General features: G+C 46.9%; 21 protein-coding genes. 6 read left to right on the forward strand and 15 right to left on the reverse strand.

Features of this window, described 5'->3' with window-relative positions; all coding sequences use genetic code 11:
* Window positions 1-223 precede the first annotated feature (223 nt).
* Complete coding sequence (locus FD28_RS00265; RefSeq protein ID WP_057731327.1) at window positions 224-1,063, reverse strand: MBL fold metallo-hydrolase; 840 nt, start codon at window positions 1,061-1,063, stop codon at window positions 224-226.
* Between the two features lie 901 nt (window positions 1,064-1,964).
* Between FD28_RS00265 and FD28_RS00270 the strand changes: the two genes are divergently transcribed.
* Window positions 1,965-5,411 (forward strand): SEC10/PgrA surface exclusion domain-containing protein, encoded by a 3,447-nt coding sequence (locus FD28_RS00270; RefSeq protein WP_057731330.1) that lies wholly within the window; start codon window positions 1,965-1,967, stop codon window positions 5,409-5,411.
* A gap of 363 nt (window positions 5,412-5,774) precedes the next feature.
* On the opposite strand, the gene FD28_RS00275 is transcribed toward FD28_RS00270, so the two are convergent.
* Window positions 5,775-6,179 carry a hypothetical protein gene (locus tag FD28_RS00275; RefSeq protein ID WP_057731332.1) on the reverse strand — a complete coding sequence of 135 codons (405 nt, stop codon included), beginning with the start codon at window positions 6,177-6,179 and terminating at the stop codon, window positions 5,775-5,777.
* Window positions 6,180-6,740: 561 nt separating this feature from the next.
* Window positions 6,741-7,112, reverse strand: a complete 372-nt coding sequence (locus tag FD28_RS00280; RefSeq protein WP_057731334.1) for a winged helix-turn-helix transcriptional regulator — start codon at window positions 7,110-7,112, stop codon at window positions 6,741-6,743.
* A 104-nt stretch (window positions 7,113-7,216) separates the two neighbouring features.
* On the opposite strand from FD28_RS00280, the gene FD28_RS00285 reads away from it, so the two are divergent.
* On the forward strand, window positions 7,217-7,804 hold the full coding sequence (locus FD28_RS00285) for an NAD(P)H-dependent oxidoreductase (protein ID WP_057731337.1): 588 nt from the start codon (window positions 7,217-7,219) through the stop codon (window positions 7,802-7,804).
* Window positions 7,805-7,864: 60 nt separating this feature from the next.
* Here the strand turns inward: FD28_RS00285 and FD28_RS00290 are convergent, their stop codons facing one another.
* Both FD28_RS00290 and FD28_RS00295 read right to left on the reverse strand, forming a co-directional pair.
* Window positions 7,865-8,473 (reverse strand): GNAT family N-acetyltransferase, encoded by a 609-nt coding sequence (locus FD28_RS00290; protein ID WP_057731340.1) that lies wholly within the window; start codon window positions 8,471-8,473, stop codon window positions 7,865-7,867.
* A 411-nt stretch (window positions 8,474-8,884) separates the two neighbouring features.
* Window positions 8,885-9,829, reverse strand: coding sequence for a zinc-binding dehydrogenase (locus tag FD28_RS00295; RefSeq protein ID WP_057731343.1), 945 nt, complete (start codon window positions 9,827-9,829; stop codon window positions 8,885-8,887).
* Between the two features lie 90 nt (window positions 9,830-9,919).
* On the opposite strand from FD28_RS00295, the gene FD28_RS00300 reads away from it, so the two are divergent.
* Entirely contained in the window at window positions 9,920-10,723 is an 804-nt protein-coding gene (locus FD28_RS00300) for a MerR family transcriptional regulator (RefSeq protein ID WP_057731347.1), read from the forward strand.
* 241 nt (window positions 10,724-10,964) lie between these two features.
* Here FD28_RS00300 and FD28_RS00305 read toward each other — a convergent pair whose 3' ends face one another.
* A complete protein-coding gene (locus FD28_RS00305) occupies window positions 10,965-11,825 on the reverse strand; it encodes a hypothetical protein (protein WP_057731349.1) in 861 nt (286 codons plus the stop codon).
* Window positions 11,826-12,358: 533 nt separating this feature from the next.
* On the opposite strand from FD28_RS00305, the gene FD28_RS00310 reads away from it, so the two are divergent.
* Together FD28_RS00310 and FD28_RS00315 are read left to right on the forward strand one after the other, a co-directional pair.
* Entirely contained in the window at window positions 12,359-12,763 is a 405-nt protein-coding gene (locus tag FD28_RS00310) for a winged helix-turn-helix transcriptional regulator (RefSeq protein ID WP_057731350.1), read from the forward strand.
* 154 nt (window positions 12,764-12,917) lie between these two features.
* On the forward strand, window positions 12,918-14,174 hold the full coding sequence (locus tag FD28_RS00315) for an oxidoreductase (protein ID WP_057731353.1): 1,257 nt from the start codon (window positions 12,918-12,920) through the stop codon (window positions 14,172-14,174).
* A gap of 497 nt (window positions 14,175-14,671) precedes the next feature.
* On the opposite strand, the gene FD28_RS00320 is transcribed toward FD28_RS00315, so the two are convergent.
* The 5 genes from FD28_RS00320 to FD28_RS00340 form a co-directional block, all read right to left on the reverse strand.
* Entirely contained in the window at window positions 14,672-15,199 is a 528-nt protein-coding gene (locus FD28_RS00320) for a hypothetical protein (protein WP_057731355.1), read from the reverse strand.
* Window positions 15,200-15,509: 310 nt separating this feature from the next.
* Window positions 15,510-16,100, reverse strand: coding sequence for a hypothetical protein (locus FD28_RS00325; RefSeq protein ID WP_057731358.1), 591 nt, complete (start codon window positions 16,098-16,100; stop codon window positions 15,510-15,512).
* A 183-nt stretch (window positions 16,101-16,283) separates the two neighbouring features.
* Entirely contained in the window at window positions 16,284-16,763 is a 480-nt protein-coding gene (gene rlmH, locus FD28_RS00330; RefSeq protein WP_057731360.1) for a 23S rRNA (pseudouridine(1915)-N(3))-methyltransferase RlmH, read from the reverse strand.
* 535 nt (window positions 16,764-17,298) lie between these two features.
* Window positions 17,299-18,642, reverse strand: coding sequence for a S1C family serine protease (locus FD28_RS00335; RefSeq protein ID WP_083478071.1), 1,344 nt, complete (start codon window positions 18,640-18,642; stop codon window positions 17,299-17,301).
* Window positions 18,643-18,792: 150 nt separating this feature from the next.
* Window positions 18,793-19,620 carry an MBL fold metallo-hydrolase gene (locus tag FD28_RS00340; protein WP_057731363.1) on the reverse strand — a complete coding sequence of 276 codons (828 nt, stop codon included), beginning with the start codon at window positions 19,618-19,620 and terminating at the stop codon, window positions 18,793-18,795.
* A gap of 74 nt (window positions 19,621-19,694) precedes the next feature.
* Between FD28_RS00340 and FD28_RS13130 the strand changes: the two genes are divergently transcribed.
* A complete protein-coding gene (locus tag FD28_RS13130) occupies window positions 19,695-19,949 on the forward strand; it encodes a hypothetical protein (protein ID WP_157059793.1) in 255 nt (84 codons plus the stop codon).
* A 35-nt stretch (window positions 19,950-19,984) separates the two neighbouring features.
* On the opposite strand, the gene FD28_RS00345 is transcribed toward FD28_RS13130, so the two are convergent.
* The 4 genes from FD28_RS00345 to yycF are packed head-to-tail and all read right to left on the reverse strand — an operon-like array spanning window position 19,985 to window position 24,776.
* The gene (locus FD28_RS00345) at window positions 19,985-20,842 is read right to left on the reverse strand and encodes a two-component system regulatory protein YycI (RefSeq protein ID WP_057731366.1); all 858 of its coding nucleotides are present in this window, start codon (window positions 20,840-20,842) and stop codon (window positions 19,985-19,987) included.
* Between the two features lie 26 nt (window positions 20,843-20,868).
* Entirely contained in the window at window positions 20,869-22,170 is a 1,302-nt protein-coding gene (locus FD28_RS00350; protein ID WP_057731368.1) for a YycH family regulatory protein, read from the reverse strand.
* Window positions 22,157-24,013 carry a cell wall metabolism sensor histidine kinase WalK gene (gene walK, locus FD28_RS00355; RefSeq protein ID WP_057731370.1) on the reverse strand — a complete coding sequence of 619 codons (1,857 nt, stop codon included), beginning with the start codon at window positions 24,011-24,013 and terminating at the stop codon, window positions 22,157-22,159. The genes FD28_RS00350 and walK overlap by 14 nt, the downstream gene beginning before the upstream one ends.
* Window positions 24,014-24,059: 46 nt before the next feature.
* The gene (yycF, locus tag FD28_RS00360) at window positions 24,060-24,776 is read right to left on the reverse strand and encodes a response regulator YycF (RefSeq protein WP_020090072.1); all 717 of its coding nucleotides are present in this window, start codon (window positions 24,774-24,776) and stop codon (window positions 24,060-24,062) included.
* Window positions 24,777-24,882: the final 106 nt, after the last annotated feature.

Raw genomic sequence — 24,882 nt, forward strand, 5'->3', positions numbered from 1 at the left:
CATGTAATACGGCAAAAGAGGTGGTAATAATTACAACTTTAGAGTAGTCTTTTCAAATTCAACCATTTCAATAAAACACCAATCATAATATTAAAATTGTATAGTCGGGATCCCCAGTTGCAGGGTCACTAATACCCTAACTCCTAACACTGAAAAGGCCCCCTCGAATTGGTTTGATGCCAATTCGAGGGGGCCTCTTCAAAGTCTCATGGTTAAATTACCCTTACCGAATAACCGCGTGCGCACTGCTCCAGAGCGAACCGGGATTGGCGTAAGTCGGGTAAAGGGCCAGCATTTGACGATACAGCTCTAACGCCGAAGTTGCCTCCTGGGCGAGCTTGTTAAACGTGGTGATATACGCGATTGTGCTATCTAGAATGGCAGGATCATCTGCGTTTTCTGGAATCTTGTGTCCGGCAACAACGTGTTGTGGCTTGAAGGTCTTCAAGTGCTCATTGGCTTTAATCCAGTTCTGACAGGCAGCTAAAGTTGTTTCTTGCATATAGGCATGAATGCCATTATAGGTGGCATCACCAGCCACAATCAATTGCAAGTCCGGCACCCATAAGCTAGTCGTGTCATGCGTATCCGTGAAACCATCTGAAATAACGGTGATTGGGTGATCTTCCAAAGTGAAGTGGTCCTTAACGACTTGATCAGCCCCAACAATGGGCGTTGGTAGTTTGCCCGGAAAGAGTTTTTCCCAGGTGCCCGCTAAGTTTGCGGGCGTCATAACGGCCGGAATCCCATCTGCTGTGGCTTGCGTCGCAATGATCGTTGCCCCAGGAAAGGCGTTTTTAATCATCCCGGCGCCAAAGAAATGGTCGGCGTGGGCATGTGTCAAATAGATATATTTAAGGGTGACGTGATGTTCATAGGTCCAGTCAATTAACTCTTGGTTAGCGGATTTAGTCGTATAAGTATCAACTAAAATGGCCTCCTGTTCACCATAAATCAAAGTTGCTGTGTTCGACACCCATTGTAAATCTTTGGTGTCATCGGGAACGCCACGAGTGACGCTGTTACGTCGGTTGTTATAGACATCGTACTGTAGACTTGTCATGGTAATCACTCCAGTTCATAAATTTAAAAAGGGCAACCTATCAGGTGTCTCAGCTTGGAAAGAAACCTGATCAAAACCACCTTGATAACTCTCGAAAAGCATAATCCCGATTAATAGTTGAGTCAACTGATTGGTTCTGGGGGTTCCTGTTTACGAGGTAATAGATTCGGTCAAATCAGGACTGACATGTGAGAGAAAATGAATGGAAACCAGACAATATCGGAACAACCCTGAACAATCAAGTATTTAAATCTTCAAATTGAGGCTAATTCAACTGTCCAGGCTTGCGGCAATATGGCTGAATCAGCCAGTGTAAGCGTTGTTGACATCCAGAAAACTACGCTCACAGCTGCCTGAAACACTACTCAGTCCGAATCTGTTGCTACGCAAAAATCACCGGCTATGTCCGAAGCTAAGAAAAAAGCTGATCGACGTAGCAATTACCCGAGAAAACTTGATTTGACAATTTCCACCCAATAAAATTGAAAAATACTATTTATAGCTGCGAATTAATGGTGTAAACTAGAGTGGCAATAACTGATTTTGATACAAATAAATAAATAATGAAAATATTTTGATTTAAAAAGCAGGTGGTGATTTACAACGACATACTTTTAAAGTGAATTAATTGCCTAACAAGCTGGTAGTGCCGGCAATTCAAAGCACAATTCGTTACAAAGCGGCCACAAAGTAAAGCGCTTACTTATTTTGATCTGTGGCTAACTTTTTTCGGGTATATGTACATAAAGAGAAAAATTAGATTGGAAATACCTAGCACTTTGGCCAATTCGTGCAACCATTAAAATGGCTATGACCCGACTGTGAATTTTCGATCAGTTCGACAGACAACTCATCAATCGTTGAGGAATAAATATTTCTATAGTGTAAGGGGATAATTTAGATGAAAAAAAGCATTCAAATCGCTGCTGGAACAGCTGCCATTTTAGCAGGAACTACTTTAACTAGCGGGTTAGTGGTTCATGCTGATTCAACAACACCCGTCAGTAATGGCGCTACACAACCACAATCGGTTTCAGATGAACTGAATCAACAAGTCGAGTCTTCACAAGAGGTGCAGACCGCGAATAAAGCCGTCACGACAGCTAAAAATGCAACTAGTGGCGCACAAGCAACGGTTGACGCTACTAACGGACAAATTGCGGTTGACTCAAATGCCGTCGATCAGGCCAAACAAGCTGTTGCTGATGCGAATGCTAAGGTTAATCAAGCAACCGAAGCTCACACAGCAGCGAATGGCGCTGTTGAGACTGCTAATGCAGGCGTTACCGATCCACAGAAACAGGTTAATTCAGATCAACAGGCTGTTGAAACCGCAACTCAAAACAGCCAAGCTGGGCAAAAGAACGTTGATACCGCTCAAAACGCCGTTGATCAAGCAACGTCAGCAGCTGCCAAAGCAAATCAGGCCTTAGCTGATGCGAAAACGACGGCTGGAAATGCAACACCAGACAGTATCGCAGACTTAGAGGGAAAAATTTCAGATCAAGAAACTAAGTTAGACACTGATACAAAAACTGCTAAGAATACGTCTGATGTTGCTATACCAAATCAGCAGGGTAAAGTTGATGCCGCCGCTACAAGTACTGCTGCTGCAAGTGCAACCGCCGCTAGTGACGCAGCTACGGTTCTTGCTATGCAGAAAGCTCAAACTGATGCATCTTCTGCAGCGTCTTCCGCTAAAAAATCAGTGACAGATGCACAGGCAAAATTGAGTGACTACAACACCAGTTTAGCTGCTGCTAATGCAGCGCTTAAGACTGCCAACAGTAATTCGGCAACAGCTACCGATGCTTTGACATTAGCCACAAATGCAGCCGCTGCAGCTGTCGCCGCTGCGGCTGATAAAGAAGCCGCGATTGAAGCTGCAAATGCAGCCGTGGATAAGGCGACAGATTATCAGGCACAGGTTAAAGCCACAGTTAATCAAACGGCAGTCTCACTAACTGGCATGACTGGTAATGCCATTACGTTACCAGCTGGGTTAACGTTGGACACTCTTAAAAATTATGTTGCAGCTACGAGTAATGCAACGAGCGAAGCCGCTAATTCAGCGGCGGCTACCCTGAATGCAATTGCTAGCGCTGGGAGTGGCATTACTAGCAATCAATACCAGCCGAACGATAGTGCTGCTGCCGTTGCTTACACCAACGCGGCTTCGCTGACAGATGCTCAATATCAAGATCTAGCACAGTACACGGCAACATTAATCAACCAGGTTCGGGAATTAATTGGTGAACCAAAGGTAACAATCACGACGACGATGATGGCCTTTGCTAAAGAAATCGCTGCGAAGTACGATACAGATAACTGGGATATTTATGACAAGCACGCCCATGATGTGCCAGCCATTACCGCAGTTGCTGGAGAGTATGGTTTAGCGACAACCGGAAATTATTATGAAAACATGGGCGCAAACACAACCTTAAGTACCGCTAAAACATTAGACGACGTCAGAAGAGGTATTTACAGTACAATTACTAATATGTTGTTTGATGACGCAGGCTCTGGTTTTGGTCACTTGATGGGATTAGCAGGCTATGATTCTCTGAACACGTACACGAACCAATACTTTGGGATCGCCTTAGATGGTATGGGACAAGTGCACTTTGAAACCGTGACGGATAGTCCTTCTTACATTACTGATGCAACTAAGTTTGACAACTCAGCCAATTCAGTTATTGCTAATCCAGATACGAGTGTTAGAACGACCCAGTCTGAGGCTATGCGGGTTACACTCAATAAACAACAAGCAGAATTAGCCAACGCTACAAAGGCAACAGCAGATGCACAAGCCAACGTAGCGACTGCTGTTGCAGCTGCTGCTAGTTATGAAGATGCCGTGAAAACGGCCAATGCCGAAGTTGCCACACAACAACAAGCTGTATCTGATGCCAATAAAGCTATAAGTGATGCAACTCAAAAAATTAGCGATACGCAGCAGCTGATCAATGATACAAATAAGAACATTGCAGCTATTAATTTAGGTGATAAACAGAAAGAATTAACAACTGCTAACAGCAACTTGCTAACCGCACAAACTAATGCCAAAACGTCAGCCGATGCGTTGCTTGAAGCCCAAAACACCGAAAAAACTGAGCAGGGAAATTTAGCGGGCTTACAACAAGATTTAGTTAACCAAACTGAGACAATTAAGCAAGACCAAGCTAACCTGGATGCCCTCAATTCAACCTTGAAGGATTACAAGGCGGCAGCAGCAATCGTTGATGCTGCCCAAAAAGCTGCAACCCAAGCAAATGCTGCTGTTGCACCTGCTCAACAGGACCTAGATAAAGCAAATAAGGCTCAAGCACCACTGACACAGATCTTAGCTGATGCGAAGGCACAATTGACCAAAGATCAGCCTATCTTGGATGCTGCTAACCAGGTCGTTAAAGAGGCTCAAGCTAAAGTGGCCGATGCCGAACACACTCTCGAAATTGCTAAAAATACTGTTACTGAAAAAAAACAAGATCTTACAGACGCTCAAACGGCGTTATCTGCAACGCAGGCTAAATTGCCAATTGCCGAGACTACTTTGGCAGAAGCTAAGGACAACCAACAGAAAGCTGAGGATAACCTCGTGGCTGTCCGTCAAGCTGTTTTAGACAAGTTAATTGCTACTGGCCAAAACAGCGGTGGTCAAACTGGGCCAACGACACCAACCACGCCAGTTCAGCCAGTCACTCCTGGTCAAACGGACGGAATCGCCACACCAGCGACTCCGACAGCGACTGATAAAATAACATCCACGCCTAAGTCGACTTCCAAGAAAACGGTCAAGCCAGCTAAGAAGGCTACTAAGAAAACCGCGGCTAAGACTACCGTAAAAACCAGCACTAAAAAGGCCGGGACGACTAGCCCGCGGCCATCCGGTCTTAGTGGTTACACCGGTAAGAAGGCTACGCTGACGACATCGCACTCCGCTTCGAACGGCGGAACCTCTGTCTTAGCATTCACTGGGAATGCCAGTGGGCGCGCCCTAAATGTGATTATTCCAGCTGTTACCCGAACCGCTAACCAATTAACTGGTGAAGCAGTGGCCCACGCAGCGACTAAACCAGACACCGACGCTGCTAAGTCAACAACTGGAAAAAATGCCGCGAATAAGAACGACACGACTGCCACCAAGCCTGGCAAGAAGGAAAAGGCTTCGACGAATACACCAACCAGTACTAGCAAACAATCGGCTTCACCCAAGACCAACCAATCGTCTAGCAAGCAGGACAACAGTAAGCAAGTCACCACGATTGCCAGTGCCGTCTTATTAATCGCCGCAGCCTTTGCTGGATTCTTCGCCATTATGCGTCGTCGCCGGCACCAGGAATAGTCAACCGTATGATCATCATTTGAAAACAAATGAGACTGTAACATCCAGTCTCCACCATAAAAGCGAGTTGAGAAAGATCTTCGGATTTTTCTCAACTCGCTTTTGATTATAATAAAAAGCACGAATTGTAACCACATCTATTGCTATGTCAAGTCGCGGAAGACCGCAAGTCCTTACAATGCGTTCCCCTCGCCCGGCAGTGGTATTGAAGGGCTGACCGCTGTTATCATTTTTAGTAGCCTGAATGTTTCACATGAAACACTTGTTAGCGTTTACTGACTTATTTTCACTTTGATTCGGTACCTAAAAAAAGAGCCAACCGACACTCTGCGTGTGGTTGGCCCTAAGACTTTAATGACTCTTTTACTTATGATACCACCCAAGATAGGCATAGCTACCCGACCAAGAAAACTTATACGTCACTTTACCATGGCTCTTCTTGACCTTCATATGAGAATTCTTCTGAGTCAAATTTCCATTGTGATACGTTCCCTTTAATTTATATGTGCCAGCCCCAACTTTCCGGTACTTGATATTAGTCAGACTTGTATTGGCCCACCCGGTTTGAGATTGTGAGATTGATTTGGCTGTCACCTTGAATCGTATTGTACCTTTCGTGCCATTTTGGCTGTAGCTTCGTTTCCACGAGCCCCTTAATGCCTTGGGTGTTCCCTTATGCCAAGATGCGGCACTGGCTGTTGTCGGCACTGCGCTCCCCACCAATAATACCGTCATTGCAGTTACTGCTATCTTACTGAATTTACCCATCATTTTGCCTCCAAGATTAGTAAGTATTGGTCATGCTTGAACTTTGATAGTGCTAGTGTCAGCGTTCAATTTCAGCATCCTCGACCATTCACTACCCCTCTCAGCTGCTATTTTAGTTGATTCTAAATCTTTTCGTAATGGCTGAATGTCCTTACAAACGTACTGCCACTTTCCCTGAATTATGCCCTAACTTCTTACAGATTATCTCGCGCCAACGCTCCGAGTACCCGCATCGGTAGACTAAACTGTGAGCCTCGCCAACTAGATTGCTTAATTCACGGTATGGTCATACACGACTTACATGACCGATGATGGCTGGTATCACCAGTCATGTTCCAAATTTCGGCTATTTGCCAACGGGTGTTGATGAGGGGGCTTTTCGAGGTTCAATTCACTTGCTTTTCTCAAGCGGTATTCATCTAATTGGGGCAGTTCGGGCAGAACACGCTCATGGGAAAATGATGATCTCCTTTGACGCGTAACTGTAAAATTTATCTATTTAGTCGCGTTAGTCGCGCAAAAAAAGACCGGCAAGTTGCGCGCCGGTCTCATCATTTAGGCTTATTCGTGTTGATGGCTCGGAACCACTTGATCGGCCCGTGCCTGCTCTTCACCCCAGAGGCAAATGCTGTCCATCACGGGAATCAACGACTGTCCCCGCTTCGTCAGGCTGTACTCAACCTTCGGCGGAATCTGCGGGTACTCTTCTCGATGAATGAGATCATCCGCTTCTAACTCACGTAGGGTGTTCGTGAGCGTCTTAAACGCAATCGGCGCTAGCACGCGTTTGAGGGCATTGTAGCGCAACGGGCCGTGGTTCATGGATAGCGCGTAAAGCGTCTGCATTTTGTATTTGCCACCAATTAGTTGCAGGGTATAGGCAAAGCCCGTGTTTTCCAAGCGGGTTTCCTTGATATAATCAATTTCGGCCATGACACTCTCCTTTGGGTATGTACCGCACTTTAAATTGCGTACTTGTTTACCGGTTGATTATAACATAAACTTTACTCATTCAATTCGAGGAGGACCTACTTACTATGAAAACAATCGTTTATGCACACCCTTACGAAGGCAGCCTCAACCACGCAATCTTAACCCGGCTAACAGCTTACTTTGATAAAACTGATCAACCGTACCACGTTATCGATCTCTATCAAGACGGTTTCGATCCCCGCTATTCTAAAGAAGAGTTGCGCCTGTTTAGCCGCGGTGAAACGCCATACCAGCTGGTCAAGGACTACCAACAGGTGATTGCCCAGTCGGATGAACTCATCTTCATTAGCCCCATCTGGTGGTACCATCTGCCCGCTGAACTCAAAGGGTTCTTTGATAAGGTGATGCTCAAGGGCTTTGCCTACGCGGAAGATCCTGACTTACGGGGCCTGCTCCACAACATTCGGCGCGCAACGGTCATCACGACGGCTACGATGACCAAGGCAGAATTGATCAACGACGCCGGCGATCCAATTCAAAGCAATTTGATTGGCCAAACCTTTCCTGGCATTGGTATTGCCCCACAGACCGCTCACTGGATTCATTTAGGAGAAGCTAATACGACGACCGACGCCGTGCGGAAACAATTTTTGGCTGATTTACCGGAGTTGTATTTACACGGACAAGTTTAATTGAATGAAGATTTGATGGGTACTGCTGGCGAAATTCGGTGGTACCTTTTTTGGTTATCATCAGTCGTCCAGTTGCCCAATTTCGCTGTCAACTCGCAGCGGTGGTTTTTCAACAACATGGGTTGGGTGCATTCGCCAATACTTGTCGAAGCGCCGCGTGTTGTTCCCGTCACGGTTCAATAAATATAGCCGGAAGTATACCGGAATGTTTTTGGGCTGCCATTGCTCTAGATACGTATATTGATAAGTCATCCCCAGTCGCTGCATGACCGCACCACTCTTGGGATTTAACACGTCATGGGTCGCTGTTAGAAAGGGATACGCGGTCACCGGTAAGTGCGCGAGCAATGCCTGCGCGGCTTCCGTCATATACCCCTGCCCCCAAAAAGCGCGGGCCATACCGTAGCCTAAATCGTGGTCGTCATCGGCCGCAACATTGATATAACCGATGGCTTTGTTCGTTGTACGCAGGCACACGGCCAGCTGATAGGCCGCTGGTGAATCCAAATATTGGGTACGTAACAGCTGCATCGCATTCGCAGTCGTCTGCGGCGCAAACCACGGTAAAAAGTGGTTGACGTCTGGATCCTGCTGTAACGCCGCAAACTCGGGCAGGTCAGCTGCAGTAAACGGTCGCAAAATCAGGCGTTGCGTCGTGATAACGGTCATCGTAGTTTCTCCTTTAATCGCTTAATAGCGCGATCTACTCTTGCACACCATACTAAAGCGTCTTTTCCAAGATACACCGCGCGATGTGCTTAAATGTTCCACATGAAACAGTTGCTACTTCTGAGTTTATTCTAGCAGGTAGCGATGGCGGAAAATAGCCCTCATTTTTAACTAACCCTCAATAAGAAAAGAACCATCCAATTTTTCTTGGATGGTCCTTTTCTTATTCTTAAACTTCAGGTCCATCTTGCCACCCAAGCGGATAAGATCACCCTTAACACATCAAAGCCCATCGTCTCTATCAGTAGATCGGCTGTCGCTGAGAAGTCCCACGATTCTTAATAGTAACTAGCATGGGGCTATTGCTTAAGCTTTTAGGTTCAGCTACCAAATTGACCGGATGAGCGAACCTTAGTCATTCGTCACGATAACTTCACCAATGGTCGGATTAGACATCACAAAGTCATGAGCGGCGGCAATTTCAGCTAATGGGAAAACCTTAGAAATTGGAATCTTAATATCGTTTGCATTGATGATTTTGAACAATTCATCAATCATGGCTTGGTTGACGAATCCGGAGTCGTAATCCGTCAAATAGCGATTCTGTAACTCAAAGGGTGAAAAGTCCTTCATCGTCCATTCACCTGCGAGTAAACCAACCACACAACAGGTGCCACCAACCACCACGTGGCCTAGTGAATCGCTTACCGTGGCCGTCCCAACGAGATCGACAATCCCATCAAAGTTGGTATCTGTTTGAAGCTGTCCATCTTTATCTAAAACCACCGCGTCTGCCCCAGCAGCTTTCAATAGCTCGAAACGATCCGACTTTCTGGTGGTCGCCGTAATCTTTAAGCCGACAGCTTTAGCGAGTTTGATCATCGCCAACCCAACGGCACTGGTCCCACCGCGAACGAGCATCGATTGCCCTGCCGTCAACCGCAAGCTCTTGATCGACCCCCAGGCCGTGACGAAGGTCTCTGGATATTGCGCCAGGGAGACCCAGTCGCCATCAAAATCCACGGTAAATAATTGCTTGTTCGGCACCAACGCATACTCCTCATAACTGCCATCAAACGCGCGACCAAACCCACCATTTAACGTGATCACCCGTTGCCCAACGGTCAGGCCTGAATCGGCATCCGTTTCGTAAATTTCGCCAACGGCCTCGACCCCGATCACCCGGGGAAAATGTACCCTAGGCGAACCGCCTTCGCGGGTCAACACTTCATAGCGATGGACCCCGAAAGCATGAATCTTCAGCACAGAATTCTGGGCATCCGCCACCGGGATTGGCCGGTCTACTAATTCTAAAACGTCTGAGTTTCCGGGTTGATTAATAACAACAGCTTTCATAAATAATTTCCTCCATTTTCTTATATGACTTATCAATGTCACTAGTGTAAACTGTGACGTAACGTACAGGTCAAGGGAGGATTCCGACAAATGCTATCTATCAACAAATTCGCGACTTTAGCTGATACCACTAGGCGGACGCTGCTCTTTTACGATGAGCAAGATTTATTCAAACCCGCCTCGGTTGGGAAAAACGGCTATCGTTACTACGACTACAATCAGCTTTATTCACTGAAATTCATTCTGCAGCTACGCAAGTTGGGACTCTCCATCGCGAACATTAAAAAATTGATGTCCAGCCAAGATTCCGCCTCTCTAGACGGCCAATTAGATCAAGTACTCACTGATATTGAACAAAAAATTCAGGACATGACGCTCTTGAAAACGACCTTACTCGACCGCTACAACCAACCAGCTCCCTCGGGAGACTTACCAAATGACACACCTTGTATTGTGCATCGTCCCGTTCAGAAATTCTGGACGTCGTTGGAGTCCGTCGGTTGTACAGAGGATGCCATCAGTAACCTTTATCAACAATTCTACGCGCTGATTGGCCCGCTGAAACTCGTGAACAAGAAAGAATCTGGCTTTTTGACTGACTTAGCAGCGAGTGATTCTCGCACCTATCCGGAGGCAAATTTTCGCATTATTAAGGCCGTCAGTGATCCCGGCATCGTTTCAGTCCCCACGATTACCCGGCCTCAGGGAAATTACGTGGTCGTCGGCGCACAAAACAATCAGGAAAGTATTGAAAACAGCCTGGACGCTATCAAGGGGTTCATCGCCCGAAATCACCTTGAGATCACCAATAACTTTTGGCAATTCAACGAATCTGAACAACTAACCAACAAAGCGACTTCGAACCGCATCTCAATTGAGTATCAGTTGATTTGATGATTGCCTGTTCAGCAACTTGAAGCGAGAGTCTGAATTCAGGCCATTGAAGGTATTCAAAACCTCCCTCTTTAGGTAAACGACCTTCTGTTAGTTGCTGGTCTACCTAAAATACACGCGCCCTATCACCTAGAAGCCCCAAAACCACTCACTAATTTCGCTGAATTGATTTATTACTGTTACGTATAAAAAGAGGCTTAGTCGAAAAACTAAGTCTCCTTTTATCTGTTCTGTAATGAACTTATTTTCCAGGCATTAAAGCCACGTAAATCGTCGGATAACCAATCTCTAGGTCTCGGGTATCATTCGACGTTACCGTGGCAACGCCGATGTGCCAGCCCTTGAACTGGTTGTAATTCACCGGCGCTGGTTGTGTTGGATAGTCGCCTTCCTTGTAAGGAATTGGCGCGCCTTTACTCATCGCGATCTTTGAGAAGTAGTCCTTAAGGTTTAACTTACCTGACTTATAGGCATTGGTCAGGGCATCGCCCTCAACAGAACCGTCCGGCGAACTGATCAGGCGGATTTGTCGCGCTTCCTTAGGCGAGAAGCCATCACTTTCGACGCAGAACTCCCAGCTTTGGTTGTAGGTTTCAGTATCGTTATTAGCGAGCACAAAGTCCTGGGCCAATTTCATCAACCGCTTATCGGTCTTAACACCCGGGAAAAATTTGGTGATTTCCTTGGCCTGAGCCGCTTCCGTTTTGACGTAAGCTGGTGTGACCTTAGGTGCGACCGGTTTGGGAACCGGCTTGAGATAGCCGCGCCAAATCCAGCCCTGCATCGAACCGTCACCGTTGCGCACATGGTAGTAGATGGCGTAGTTATGGCGATTCTTCTGGTAAAACTTTTCATGGGCATCGGTAAACCAGGTCGTGGAACTAATTGAAGCGTTGCGGTCATAGCGAACCGCTAAGTGTTTCGAATAACGGTACCCCTGATTGGCCGTAAATTGGTGCTGCTTCATCGGCTTCCGCCAAATCAAACGAACCGAGTTACTGCGTTTGGCCGAGTATTGACTCGCTGATGCGGTCGTAGTCGTGGCTAACCATAAGCCTAACCCCAGACTTAAAGCCAGCGTCCCCTGAATGAATCTTTTCATATGTAGTTTCCTCCTAACTATGAGGTAAGCTTAGCACTTTGCCGGTGGGTTGACTAGTTACACTTAACTCCATAGAAAATATCCCTGAATACAGGCTGACAGTTGCTAGAACATCTGGGTCGCGGTCCCCTTGCTACGGGGTCATTGGATTTTTGATCTTATCGTGGCCTACTTCTCTGTAGGAATTGAGTGATGAAATGTTTCACATGAAACATCTCCTATTTCTAACGTCAGCCTATAAGAAGATGTTCAGGTGATGATAGCTAGAAAGCCTCTCGTCAAAAAATAGATCGGGACAAAATCGTTGCTGCAGTCGTATTGACCATTCAGAATTCTTTGATATTCTCTGAACACGGTTGAACTTCAATTAACAATTCGTCATACTAAAATCACTTCATGATAATAGTGCTTAATCTAACTTGAACCCGCCTGACGACAAGAATCCATGATCAGTTGGGGGCAAATCACCATTATTTTATTTTTGAATTTGCAATTTAGCTTTAAGGTAGTTAACCAAAAGGAGCGTATTTGACATGCAGACGCAAAATTATTTTTTAGGCTGTAATTATATTATCGATTTAGTCGATGGCAAATGGAAGCCGTCCATTATTTGCTCGCTCGGCTTGGGTGACAAGCGATTTGGTGAGCTTCGTCAGTACTTTATGCGTCTTTATGGCGTTGCCCCGGCTGAAAAGGTTTTGAGTGAACAACTTCATCAGCTGATTGATCACAAAATTGTTAAACGAACGAGTTATGACGTCATGCCCATGAAAGTGATTTATTCCTTAACAGACGACGGCAAAGCTTTAAAAAAGCTATTAATTCAGATGACGCAATTTGCGGAATCTATTCAGGATGATTCCGTCCACTTCAAGTATAGTTCCAAGGCAATGTTGGGCTTAGTCGATTTGAATTTAAAAGAAAACTTAGCCGATTAGTAGATCCCCCTCCCGTTTTGAAATCAGTTACTCGCTCTGCGCGAGGATACTTACTTTTAAGTAAGCAGCTTACAAAGAAGTGCCTACTATTCGTAAGTAAAATTCTGATTTATACTTAACCCGTGAAGTAATAAACAAAAAGGAGTTTTCAACTATGAGTAGCTTAAATGATCCGTTAACTTTTCGTCATGGCGCAACTGTTGATAACCGATTCGTCCTTCCGCCTATGCTGACTAACAGTGGTAAAGACGGCTATATTACTCCAGATACGCTTGATTATTATCATGCCCGTTCTAAATCTGGCGGCCTGGTCATGACTGAGTACATGTACGTCACCGAAACCGGTGGCCCTGCGATGACTTGGAAACGCGGCCGGGAACAATTGGCGGCCTATGATGATAAATTTCTACCACAGCTCAAACAGCTTGCTCAGGCGATGAAGCATTCCGGTAGTAAAGCCATTATGCAAATTGCCCATACTGGCCGGGAAGCGAACTACCGGGCGATGCAAGGAGAAAAAGTTTATGCACCAACGGGCTTAGAAGACGGCAGTGATTTCTCATTTCTTGATTACAAGGTCCATTCACTATCTGATGACCAAATTAAAGAAATAATCGCCGGTTTTGGTAAAGCTGCTAAACGGGCCATTGACGCCGGATTCGATGGTGTTGAAATCCATGGTGCTAATCATTATCTGATTCAGCAATTTGTATCCGCTTACTCCAATCATCGTACCGATCACTGGGGCGGTTCTCTTGAGAAACGCATGAATTTCCCATTAGCGGTGGTAAAAACCGTGATGGAGACCGTCAAAAAGTATGCACCCAAGGACTTCATTGTTGGCTACCGCATTTCACCAGAAGAAATTCACGGTAAAAATGTGGGTTACACTTGGCATGAATCCACACAATTAATCAATGAAATCACGAAGCAATTCGACTTAGACTACATTCATCTTTCAATGCTGAGCTTTGATTCAAAACCCGGTGATAGTTTATTACTCGATACCGATGGCGAAGCAGACAAGAAATTTAAGGACTCTGACAAGCCATTCGCAACCCTCTTCAAACCTTACTTAAACGGTAGTAAAGAGATTATTGTTGGCGGAATTGATAGCAAAGATAAGGCCGAAGCAGCGTTATCTTTGGCTGATTTAGTCGCGGTTGGTCGGGAAAATATTATTGATCCGCAGTTTGCCGAAAAGATTTTAAATCATCAAGAAGACCAAATCGTCACTTCATTATCCATTGAACAGACTAAGAAGAACCATATGACGCCAGGAATGATTGATACCTTCTCTGCGTCAAACACCGCAATTCCACTGCCGGGTGCTGAAAATATTCAACCGCTCCACCAAGGCTTTGGTGGCTGGACTGAAATGACCTATCCACACAATAGTGAAACTAAATAAGTGGATTGATTTTCTCTCAGACAAGTAAGAACTAGATCTATTAATTTCATCGTTTTTAAAACCTCGCTTAGTTTATCAGCGAGGTTTTTTTGAGTAGAATTCTAATTTTTTGATTTTTATTGTGTAGTCTAGTGCTGAAAAATACCGTACACACGAAATATCCAAAATATATCACACATAATAGAGAGCATTGAAACTTGCTTGCCTTTCTCAAGAGGTATTCATCTAATTGGGCCAGAAGTTCCGCCAATCCGCTTTATATGCCAACTAAACACCTGACCATATGAATCCTCACGATGGTGAGCAGGAACAGGGCCACAGTCACTAATCCATAATTAAAGCGAGGACCATCCTTTTTTCTGGATAGTCCTCGCTTTATATGGTTTTTTTAAACCGCGTCGCTTACGAGACGGACTTGCGTAACAATAACACCTGCGGTTAATTTAACTCTTTTATATTGCATTAAAAAACCGTTGGACTCAGGAAAATTGTCTTTCCTATTTTCGTTGCCGCTTAACCTTGGTTGTCTCGGACGATAGCTTATTTAAGATGAACCTTGAAGTTACCTCGGTAAGAGGTGCCCCAATCGCTTCCTTATAGTTATATCCCAACAATTGCAGTGTTCTGAGTGTGTCTGAATTGAGAAGTGCAAGCAGTGCATTTAGACTCTGCGTTGTGGTGGCCTGCTCCTCATCAGAGTCATACTTGATAATTCCTGCCCCCATAATAATCTTGAATGTTGTTTCAACCGTTTGATGTAAGCTTTCAATGTCATCATTGCTAATACTAATTTTTTCCAATTCTTGCTTGTACTCATTTGCAATGTCTTCTAATTCAGATTTTTCACTAACTAGATTTCGTATCAGTTGTTCATATTCTAACGCTTGAGAATTTTTGTCTTTGTTTGCTTTGATTTGACGTAGTGAATCGGACACTTTTGACCATGTGTTTTTTACGGTTGCCTCCATTAGTCTAGCGCCAAGATCAATAATAACGGGATCAATTCCAGTTGTATTTAACCCCATAATAATACCTCCTCGCATAGTAAAAGTAACTGTCATTACCTACTCTAATAATTTTGCGCCCATCGCATACAAAACAGGTTTTGTATGCGATGGGCATCGATTCTTAACCATTTGTGGTGATACTCGAGATACGGGTATACTGAGCTCTATCTGTTTCGAACCTCTAACCACGAGTCATACCGAATTAATAGGAACACGGTCTTGTTTAATAATCATGGCTGCGAGAAACCCTTTAACAGCCATCGCAATACACAACAACAGTGATTCCTATTTCACTCTTTATATATACAATACAGTCAGGCCGACTCGTTCATTCTGGCACCACGCAATAATCCATTACCTTTTTCATTAGTATCAGTGAGAATTCTACCCCCTCTTTTTCTGTTAACACATCTACAAGCATTATTTTCTCATGCAACTGTTTCGGAAACCTAATCGAGAGGTAAGTCATTTTCTTTCTGTTACCGTCCCAAAACCGATACTTAACTTCAGAATCGTTTATATGCCTATGAAAAAATTTATAAATACTCTGATTTGTTTTATTCCAATTCAGTAAATCCTGATTAAACCATACATCATCCCAGCTTGTAAAAACTGGAAAATGAGCGAACAAATTTCGAAGAGATCTAAATAACCCTTCTGCAATTTCGGCCTCTTTGGGTGGTCTCGACACGCGCATGTCCTCAATTGCCCATCTGATTGGTTCGTAGTGCAAGACTTCACCATAAACGTTAAATGCATCCTTAATTTTTGAAAAACGAATATACGGAGACTCCTTCCAGAACTTATCATTTATCACTATTTCATCGTACAAATCGTAAAATCGATTAAACGCAAGCGTTAAGAACAGTATCTCCTGCTGATTAGGCCTCAATCCGTCTTCTTGATTATATTTTATCATTTTTCGCACCTCCAACCGTAACCCATTAATTGTCAAATTCCCACATTAATTCTTAAACCGTTAAAAGTATCCGTTAGCGTTTCTCCATATCACTCACTATCAACACTTGTAGGAAACATAAGTCATTTAACCACATCACATCCGTAACACACTTCACGGCGGTTAATACCATGGAAGACCGCATCACTTATGATACGGAGACCCCTCATTAATCATAAACGCCCGATAAACCTGCTCCGTCAGCACCAGCCGCATCAGCTGGTGGGGCAGCGTGAACCTGCCAAACGAGATCTGGGTGTTCGCGCGCTTCAGGACCGCCGGCGTTAGTCCCAGCGAGCCTCCGATGACGAAGGTGATGTCTGAGTGGCCGTAGGTGGTCAAGTCCTTGATTTCCTTGGCAAACTCTTCTGACGAGCGTTCCTTGCCCAGGATGGCCAATGCGTAGACGTATTCGCGGTCCTTGATCTTGCTCAGGATGCGTTCGCCCTCCGCGGCCATGACCTGGTCCATTTCCGCCTGCGACATGCTTTCCGGTGCCTTTTCATCCGGCACCTCCACGATAGTGAATTTACAGAAACGCGAGAGCCGCTTGGCGTACTCCGCAATCCCCTGTTTAAAGTACTTTTCCTTCAATTTTCCCACGACGACGAATTTGATGTTCATAATTATCCTCCTGTACACAGCTTATCCACAAAGTTATCCACAGGTGGACAAGCTGGTTTCCTAGATATTGGGGCGAAATGGTGTCCCACCTACAACATCTATTTTTTGCGAAAATGTCAATCCTCTTTTAGTTATCCACCGGTTATTAGCGAAACGGGTGTTCGGCGCTTCCGCTTACAATCTGCGGTACATCAGCGTTTGTTGGCTCTAAAACGGCGACAAACTTTTTCTATCCACAGTTATCCCCAGTGCCTGTGGATAACTTTTACACCGCTATCATTGCCGCTCTGACCCTGTTCATAACTTTTCCACCGGTCCAGTGCCGACCTTATCCCCAAAGTTATCCACAATTATAATTTCCGTTATTTTACGAGCTGAATTACGTGGGGAATTTGGGTTAGTTCGTTCGGTCGGCCAACCACCGGTTACGTTTTCATTCCGAATTAGATCTCTCTAAACTTCGGCTTTTCACTGAATAGTTTATCATACGAAAAAAGCGGCCGCTGGAAAAATCCAACGACCGCTTTCATTTGGCCTAACTTTCTGAGTTGGCTGTCGTATTCGTGGTGCTCTTCAATTGCGAACTACTCTCGGTCAGCTTGACCTTCGTCGTTTGCTTCTTACCGTTGTGGTAGTACGTCATGGAGACCGTATCGTTTAATTTATACTTGTAGAGAATGTCCCGCAGCGTCGCCTGATCGGAAATCTTGTGACCACCCAACTCCGTGATGACGTCGTACTTGGACAGGCCCGCCTTCTTGGCCGGTGAACCTGACGAAGCGCTCATGACCACGACCCCAGCGTCCACGCTCGTTGGCAGCTTCAACACTGACTTCTGCTGTGAACTGGAAACGTTGGCGAGATCCACGTAGGTAATCCCCAACGCTGGCCGGACAACCTTGCCCTTCTTGACCAGTTGATTGATGATGTTGACCACTTCGTTTGATGGAATGGCAAAGCCCATCCCCTCGACGCTAGTTCCTTCAGCATCACTGGCAATCTTCGACGAGGTAATCCCGACGACTTGGCCACCGACGTTAATCAGCGCCCCACCAGAGTTCCCGGGGTTAATGGCGGCATCCGTTTGAATAACCGTGGCATTTCCCGTCTGCGTTCCAGCGGAGTTCGTGGTTTCAATCGTCCGTTTCTTGGCGGAAATGATCCCTTCCGTCAGTGACGTAGCGTACTGGCTACCCAGCGGCGACCCAATAGCCAAGGCCGTTTCACCGACCTTGATCTTATCGGAATCACCAAACGAAGCGACCGTCTTCAAGTCTGCCCCGTTAACCTTCAGCACGGCCAAGTCGGTCACGGAATCCTTCCCAACCAGCTTTGCCTGCAACTGCTTACCCGAGCTGGTGACGACCCGGAGTGCGGATGAACCGGAGACCACGTGATTGTTGGTCACGATGTAGGCGGTGCTCCCATCCTTCTTGTAGACCACCCCGGAACCTTCCGAGGCTTCTTCTAGTTCGGATTTCGACTTAGCACTCGAGGACGAGTTGTCGCCAAACAACTGTCCGAGCGTGTTGCTACTACTATTCTGCTTTTGCAGGTTGACCACGGAAACCATGGCCCCCTTCACCTGGTTAAAGGCCTTCGTGGATTGACTGGAAACGTTAACCGTGACGTTGGAAGTCTTGGTGTTTCCCGTAGAGTTACTACCACTTGGTACCGCAGTATCATTAATACCACTATTATTAATATAACTAATACCACCGTAGGCGACCCCACCACCGAGGAGTCCGGCGACGGCTGCCGTCACAGCCACCTTTGTTAAGGTAATGCCGCCCCGCCGCTTACGTGGTTGGGGTTCCGGCGTTGGTGTTGCCTGGTTATTATCATTAGCTTGATTGTTTTGATTATTATTGTTATCCATAGCATTGCGCGGAAACGCGCTAACCCTCCTCATTCGTTGGTCGGGGCTTTTGGGGCCGCCAACCGTAAATTTTAATAACTCTTATCATAGCTGGTTTATGTGAATTTTTTTTGACAAATACTTGCTGAAGTCCTAAAGTTTACGTTTTCTTTATAAAGCCACCAGCGGCGTCGCTTCTTCCGGGTTGGTATCGATCAACTGGAAGTCGTGGCCCACACCAAAATCTCGGTTCTCCATCATGGAGGCCACGGTCAGGTGACACAGCGACTGCATGTTGTTGTGCAGACTTCGGTGACCCAGGTAGATCTTCTTAGTGCGGTTGCCCAACACGTCCATCAGGGCATCGGCCCCTTCTTCGTTAGACAAGTGACCCTTGTCGCCCAAGATCCGTTGCTTCAGTGGCCAAGAGTACTCGCCCATCCGCAGCATTTCCACATCGTGGTTGCATTCCAACAGGTAGGCATCTGCGTCCGCGATCACGCCTTCCACGTGCTCCGAAACATAGCCGGTATCCGTCAAGATCACGAAGGTCTTGCCGTGGTAATGAATCGCGTAGAACTGAGGCTCCGCCGCATCGTGGGACACGGAGAAGCTCTCCACGTCAATGTCGCCAAACGTTTGGACGGTATCCGGGGCAAACAGGTGCTTCTGTGCCAAATCAACCTTCCCAATCTTAGGGCTCATGGCATCCCAAGTCCCCTGGTTGGCGTACACGTTAAGTTGCTCGTAGCGCCGCGCCAAAATTCCCACGGCCTGCCGGTGATCCGAGTGCTCATGCGTGACCAGCAAGGCGTTAACGTCCTTCATATTCCGGTCGATATTGCCCATTAACTTTTCAATCTTTTTACCACTCAACCCGGCATCAATCATGATGCGTTCGTTGGGGCTCTCCACGTAGCACACGTTACCCGTGCTGCCACTGGATAACACACTGATACGCAGGTCATCCGCTGTTGCTGTTTCCGTCCGCAAATCCATTCGACCTCTCCTTAAATTCAATACCGTTATAATACCGCATTTTGGCGGGCTTGTAACTTATTATTAGTTTCCTTTTGTTTTGGCACACCCTTGGGGAATGCCTGCGTCTGATCGCTAAGAACCACCATTGGGGGAACTCGGTCACCTCAGGACGGGTTCCGCTGAATACCCCCATGACTTTCTTAAGCCAACAGCGACAATGGTACCACAATTCTCCCGATGTCAGCAGCAAACTCGCCCGGCCCACACTTGGGTCACTGACCAGCATGGCCGAGTTGCTGGCATCCACGAACTTAGCAAGGGTGGCCGGTTTTCTCCCTATCATGTAGTCCGTAAAAAAAGCGGCCGCGCGGGCCGCCTTTTTCTAGTCGCTGGTTGTGGCCGTACCACTGACCGTCTTAACGTTACTGTCCGACGTCAGGATCGCCCCCGTAAAGGCATTGACGTGTTTCAGCTGCAAGACGCCCGCGTTACTCCCACTGTTTGCCTTCACCGCAATGACCCAGGTTGGAATGTAGACGCTACTGTTCTTCAAGTTAAAGTAGCGGGTATAGGCCAACTTGGTCCACACGATCTTGGTGTTGTTGGAGATCTGATTGTATTGGTACAACCAAATCAGGGCCTTTCGCTCGGAGATTGTTTCCGTCTTTTCCCGCAAGGTCGTGACGTCCGTCAAGTACCCCTGCGTGTAGCCGGTCACCGTCCCCGTATTGGTTAGGCTAAACCGAATCTCACCGAATTTCGAATAAATCTGTCCGTCCGTGACGCGTTGCGTGTAAACCACCGTGTTACGGCTGGACAATTGTTGATTGTATTTATATTGACTCCCGTTCAGAATCAGTGCCGGATTGCTGACCACGGTATCCAACGTCTTGTCTGGATGAGCCGCATTCACGCCGGTAATCGCCGTCTTGAAGGTCGAGGCAATCGTGCCATCCGTCTGATACCGCACGGTCTGATCCGTCAGCGACGTCAGACTACTCTTCACGCTATCATCATTACTCGTGGACACGTAGTAACCCTCGCCGCTCTGCTTGGATGGCGTTCCAAACTTAATGTCATCCGTCCGCATTTCCTTAATGATCGTCGTGTCACTATCCGCCGAACGGCTGGAGGTAGCGTCCGTCTGCCCCGTCGTATCGTGTTGAAATGCTGCAAACAAGAAAATATCAATTGCAATAAACGCGACTAAGAATAGCCACTCGATGCGCCGAAAATCCATGCCGGACCGCCCTCCTTTTCACCGGATTACTGTTGTTGCTTCAACAGTTGCGTATAGGTCTTCCAGCTGCCGTTGTAATGCACATACCAAGTTGGCGTCAGGTTGACGACCTTATCGGATGACGACGACGTCAACCACTGATACCCCACTTGGAGACTATTGATTTTAGATTTACTATAACCGGCCGCGACCAGCTGGTCAATGACCGTCTGTGTCCCCGGTAGCGTGACGGACTTTTTATCGGTCGGCACAGGAACCTGTAGACTGTACAGGGAGAAATTGTACCGCCGAACGCCCTGCGACAGCATCTGAATCCGTGCGGCACCGTAGTTACTCTGATTGAAGATCGGGAACCCTTCAACAAAGCTCCGGTAGGTCACGGTCGAGTTGCTGGAACTGTAGCCGTAATACCGCAAGTTTTCCATCGGAATCCCAATGGTTTTCACCACCGTATAGCTGGCCTTCAACGCCTGACTAAAGCTCAGTGACGACTGCAAGGCACTGTAGTCCTCGTATAATGCCGTTCCTTGCTTGTTGTAGACCGTCAACTGCCGGGACGCGCCATCACTATAGATGGTATTGTCCTTGTTCTTCTTAGCGGAAACGTTGGTTGATTCCCCTTTGTTCAGCAAGCGTGTCGTAAAGTAATCGGTCGACTGTTGGTTGACCAGGTAACTATACGAGGGCACGGTCACCCCATTCTTCACGTAGGCCGTGGCCGATTCACTCAGCCACTTCATGGTCACGTTAATCCGGAAAAGGTTTTCCTTCATAATCTTGCGAATGGCAGTTGCGTCCGCTGACTTGACCGTCACCTGATAGACATCTTGTTTCTTATCGTCTAGCAAGTAGATGTGGTCCTGATCGTCCAGGGGCACCAAGATCCGTGAAAATTGCGTGGCTTGACTGTTCAGCTTTCCCCCGAAGACCGTATTAAACATCTTCACGTTGATCGGGCTCGCATACGACAACAGCAAGCTACTCTTACGCGTCAGGTACTTCATGTAAGCATTCTTTGAGGCCACCCGCACCCGGTTGACCCGACTGAATTGCCACTTACTCAACGCCTCACGCAACTCCGTGGTCAGGTTGACCTTCCGGTTGTTCAGGAGTTCCTGATTCCCGTTGGCATCACTATAAACCACCTGCGTTGGCAGGTACACGTCCTTTTGAGGGCGCGTACTCAACTCAGTGGTCGGGGTATTTGAACTACGCTGACGATTCCGCTCATACTGGGCCGGGTTGGTCCAAATCATGGCGGACAGCACTACACTGACGGCCACGGCTGCGGCCAATCCGAGTGGTAAGAAGGCTTTAGTTATCTTCATCCCAAAGATCCTCCTCTTCGTACGGCTTGTAAGGCAGGGAAATGTAGAACGTTGACCCCCTGCCCTCGCGACTGTCGACCCAGATTCGGCCACCGAGCAACTGTACGACTTCTCTGGAAATAGCTAATCCCAGACCAGTCCCACCTTGTGCCCGTGAACGGGCCTTATCAACCCGGTAGAAACGATCAAAGATCCGTGGAATATCTGCCCGCGGAATCCCTAAACCTTGGTCAGACACGCTGAGAATGACGTTGTTGTGTGTCTCAAGGAGCCGACACGTCACTACCCCACCATCTGGCGAGTATTTGATCGCGTTATTCATTAAGTTATCTAACACTTGTGTAAACCGATCGGTATCAATTTCAACCCAAAGGTCGCGCTTCGTAAAGTCGCGCTTGATGGTGTAGGTCTTTTCAGGCCGATCATCCTGCTTGAGCATCATGTCAAAGCGATCCAAAACATAGTTAAAGAGCTCATTCAGGTTAACCATTTCCATATCGACCTTCTGCGTCCCGGAATCCATCCGTGACAAGGTCAAGAGGTCATTGATCATCCGAATCATCCGGTCCGTTTCCTCTTGCGTTACCTTCAGAAATTGAGGCGCCACCTCGGGGTCCTTCCAAGCCCCTTCAGACAGGGATTCGATGTAGGCCCGCACACTGGTTAACGGCGTCCGCAACTCGTGAGACACGTTTGACACGAATTGCTTCCGGTCCTGATCGATCTTCTGTTGTTCGGTAACGTCATGGAGCACACAGACCAATCCAGAAATGAAGCCAGACTCCCGCTGAATCAGGGAGAAGTAGGCTTGTAAGATCAGGTCGTGTTCCTTTGTAGAAAAGTCCAAGACTAAATCATCCGGGTCCTCCAGCAACTCGCGTAACGTATAGTCGTCACGAATAGCCAAGAGGTCCAGAATCGATTTACCCACGGCACTGTCCGTTTCCGTATCTAGGAAACTCGCCGCCGTTTCGTTAATAATGGTGACATTTCCGCGACGATCGGTAGCAATCACCCCGTCGGTCATGTGGGACATCACGGAATCTAGCCGCCGCCGTTCGGACTCAGTGGATTCCTGAGCCTCCTCAACGCGCACAGAGAGGTTATTGACGGCACTGGCCAATTGGCCCAGTTCGTCGGTTCCGTAGACCCGCACATGGCCAGAGTAATCCCCACGGGCGATTCGTAGCGTTTGTTTCTTCATTTCATCGATCGGCCGGGTAATTGCCCGGGAAATAATGATCGCCATCACGAGACCCAAAATAATCGCCACAAACGTTGCGGAGACGTAGATCAGCGTGATTTGATTAATATTTTGATAGACCGAGTCCAGGCTCGACCGCATGTAAATAACCCCGACTAATTCGCTGTTATTTCCCTGAGTGCGAATCAATCGCGTAATCGTCGTGTAGTACCGACTATTATTCTGCGAGTTATAGGTCGTTCGGACCACATCTCGGTTATTATAGATAGAATTCTTAATATTATTATCGGTCGTTTTTTGGCCAACAATCCCCTGGTTATCGACTTCATTGGTCCCCCGAATGGTTCCCTTGTTGTCAATCACCCGAATCTGGGCATTGTTGGTGTTATTGATCTCCGATAAGGTCGATTTAATCTGTTTATCCGCTTTAATGGTACTCGTCGTCGACAACTCATCCGACAAGCGATTCACGATGTACGTTTGCACCACTTGTTGCGATTTAAACGTGTTTAAGTTTTGCCGTTCCAGTTGCCGGACAAAGACGGCACCCACGATCTCCAGCGTTAGCAATAGGAGTAGCGCGAAGACCAGCGCGATTTTGAAGTGAATCGACTGGAAAAATTTAATTTTGCTATTCACGAAGTCACATGCTCCTCCAATGCGAGATTTAGCGGTCGACCGCTAGCTAAGCCTGATCAGAATCGGGATTGCGCAGGTAGTAACCCACACCCCGTCGTGTCACCAACCAAGTTGGGTGGCTAGGACTGTCTTCAATCTTTTCTCTGAGACGCCGTACCGTGACATCCACGGTACGCACGTCACCAAAGTAGTCATACCCCCACACCGTCTGTAACAAGTGTTCCCGGGTCATGACTTGCCCAATGTGTTGCGCCAAATAATGGAGCAGTTCAAACTCACGGTGGGTCAATTCAATGTTAGATCCCCGCTTGGAAACGGAATAAGCCTCCGGATGAATCGTTAAATCACCAATTTCAATGTCTTGATTCTCGGGTTCTTCGGGCTGCGCGTGCGCTGCCGTGTTCTGACGCCGTAAGTTAGCTTTGACCCGGGCCACCAATTCTCGGTTGGAGAAGGGTTTCGTCACGTAATCATCCGCACCAAGCTCCAGACCCAACACCTTGTCGAGTTCAGAGTCCTTCGCCGTCACCATAATGATGGGCATATCGTGCTTCTTACGGATCTCACGGGCCACTTCAAGGCCATCGACCTTAGGCAACATTAAATCAAGGATCACGAGGTCGGGATCACCGTCTTCAACCTGTTGAATGGCGGCTTCACCGTCATAGGCGACGTCCACTTCGTAACCCTCTTTTTCCAAATTAAACTTCATAATATCAGTAATAGGCTTTTCGTCATCGACAACTAGAATTTTTTTAGGCATAATTAAAAATTTCCTCCTTAAAGGGAAATACAGTCCGATCCGGTAATTGCAGGATTACCGGCAGGCCAGCCATCGGATGTCAAGATACCATCGTCAACGGGGCCAC

Source organism: Levilactobacillus hammesii DSM 16381, assembly GCF_001434395.1.
Classification (GTDB): Bacteria; Bacillota; Bacilli; order Lactobacillales; family Lactobacillaceae; genus Levilactobacillus; species Levilactobacillus hammesii.

Excerpts from the sequence above, each read along its gene's own strand:
- FD28_RS00265 (WP_057731327.1), bottom strand. The coding sequence starts at position 1,063 with ATGACAAGTCTACAGTACGATGTCTATAACAACCGACGTAACAGCGTC.
- FD28_RS00270 (WP_057731330.1), top strand. The coding sequence starts at position 1,965 with ATGAAAAAAAGCATTCAAATCGCTGCTGGAACAGCTGCCATTTTAGCA.
- FD28_RS00275 (WP_057731332.1), bottom strand. The coding sequence starts at position 6,179 with ATGGGTAAATTCAGTAAGATAGCAGTAACTGCAATGACGGTATTATTG.
- FD28_RS00280 (WP_057731334.1), bottom strand. The coding sequence starts at position 7,112 with ATGGCCGAAATTGATTATATCAAGGAAACCCGCTTGGAAAACACGGGC.
- FD28_RS00285 (WP_057731337.1), top strand. The coding sequence starts at position 7,217 with ATGAAAACAATCGTTTATGCACACCCTTACGAAGGCAGCCTCAACCAC.
- FD28_RS00290 (WP_057731340.1), bottom strand. The coding sequence starts at position 8,473 with ATGACCGTTATCACGACGCAACGCCTGATTTTGCGACCGTTTACTGCA.
- FD28_RS00295 (WP_057731343.1), bottom strand. The coding sequence starts at position 9,829 with ATGAAAGCTGTTGTTATTAATCAACCCGGAAACTCAGACGTTTTAGAA.
- FD28_RS00300 (WP_057731347.1), top strand. The coding sequence starts at position 9,920 with ATGCTATCTATCAACAAATTCGCGACTTTAGCTGATACCACTAGGCGG.
- FD28_RS00305 (WP_057731349.1), bottom strand. The coding sequence starts at position 11,825 with ATGAAAAGATTCATTCAGGGGACGCTGGCTTTAAGTCTGGGGTTAGGC.
- FD28_RS00310 (WP_057731350.1), top strand. The coding sequence starts at position 12,359 with ATGCAGACGCAAAATTATTTTTTAGGCTGTAATTATATTATCGATTTA.
- FD28_RS00315 (WP_057731353.1), top strand. The coding sequence starts at position 12,918 with ATGAGTAGCTTAAATGATCCGTTAACTTTTCGTCATGGCGCAACTGTT.
- FD28_RS00320 (WP_057731355.1), bottom strand. The coding sequence starts at position 15,199 with ATGGGGTTAAATACAACTGGAATTGATCCCGTTATTATTGATCTTGGC.
- FD28_RS00325 (WP_057731358.1), bottom strand. The coding sequence starts at position 16,100 with ATGATAAAATATAATCAAGAAGACGGATTGAGGCCTAATCAGCAGGAG.
- rlmH (WP_057731360.1), bottom strand. The coding sequence starts at position 16,763 with ATGAACATCAAATTCGTCGTCGTGGGAAAATTGAAGGAAAAGTACTTT.
- FD28_RS00335 (WP_083478071.1), bottom strand. The coding sequence starts at position 18,642 with ATGGATAACAATAATAATCAAAACAATCAAGCTAATGATAATAACCAG.
- FD28_RS00340 (WP_057731363.1), bottom strand. The coding sequence starts at position 19,620 with ATGGATTTGCGGACGGAAACAGCAACAGCGGATGACCTGCGTATCAGT.
- FD28_RS00345 (WP_057731366.1), bottom strand. The coding sequence starts at position 20,842 with ATGGATTTTCGGCGCATCGAGTGGCTATTCTTAGTCGCGTTTATTGCA.
- FD28_RS00350 (WP_057731368.1), bottom strand. The coding sequence starts at position 22,170 with ATGAAGATAACTAAAGCCTTCTTACCACTCGGATTGGCCGCAGCCGTG.
- yycF (WP_020090072.1), bottom strand. The coding sequence starts at position 24,776 with ATGCCTAAAAAAATTCTAGTTGTCGATGACGAAAAGCCTATTACTGAT.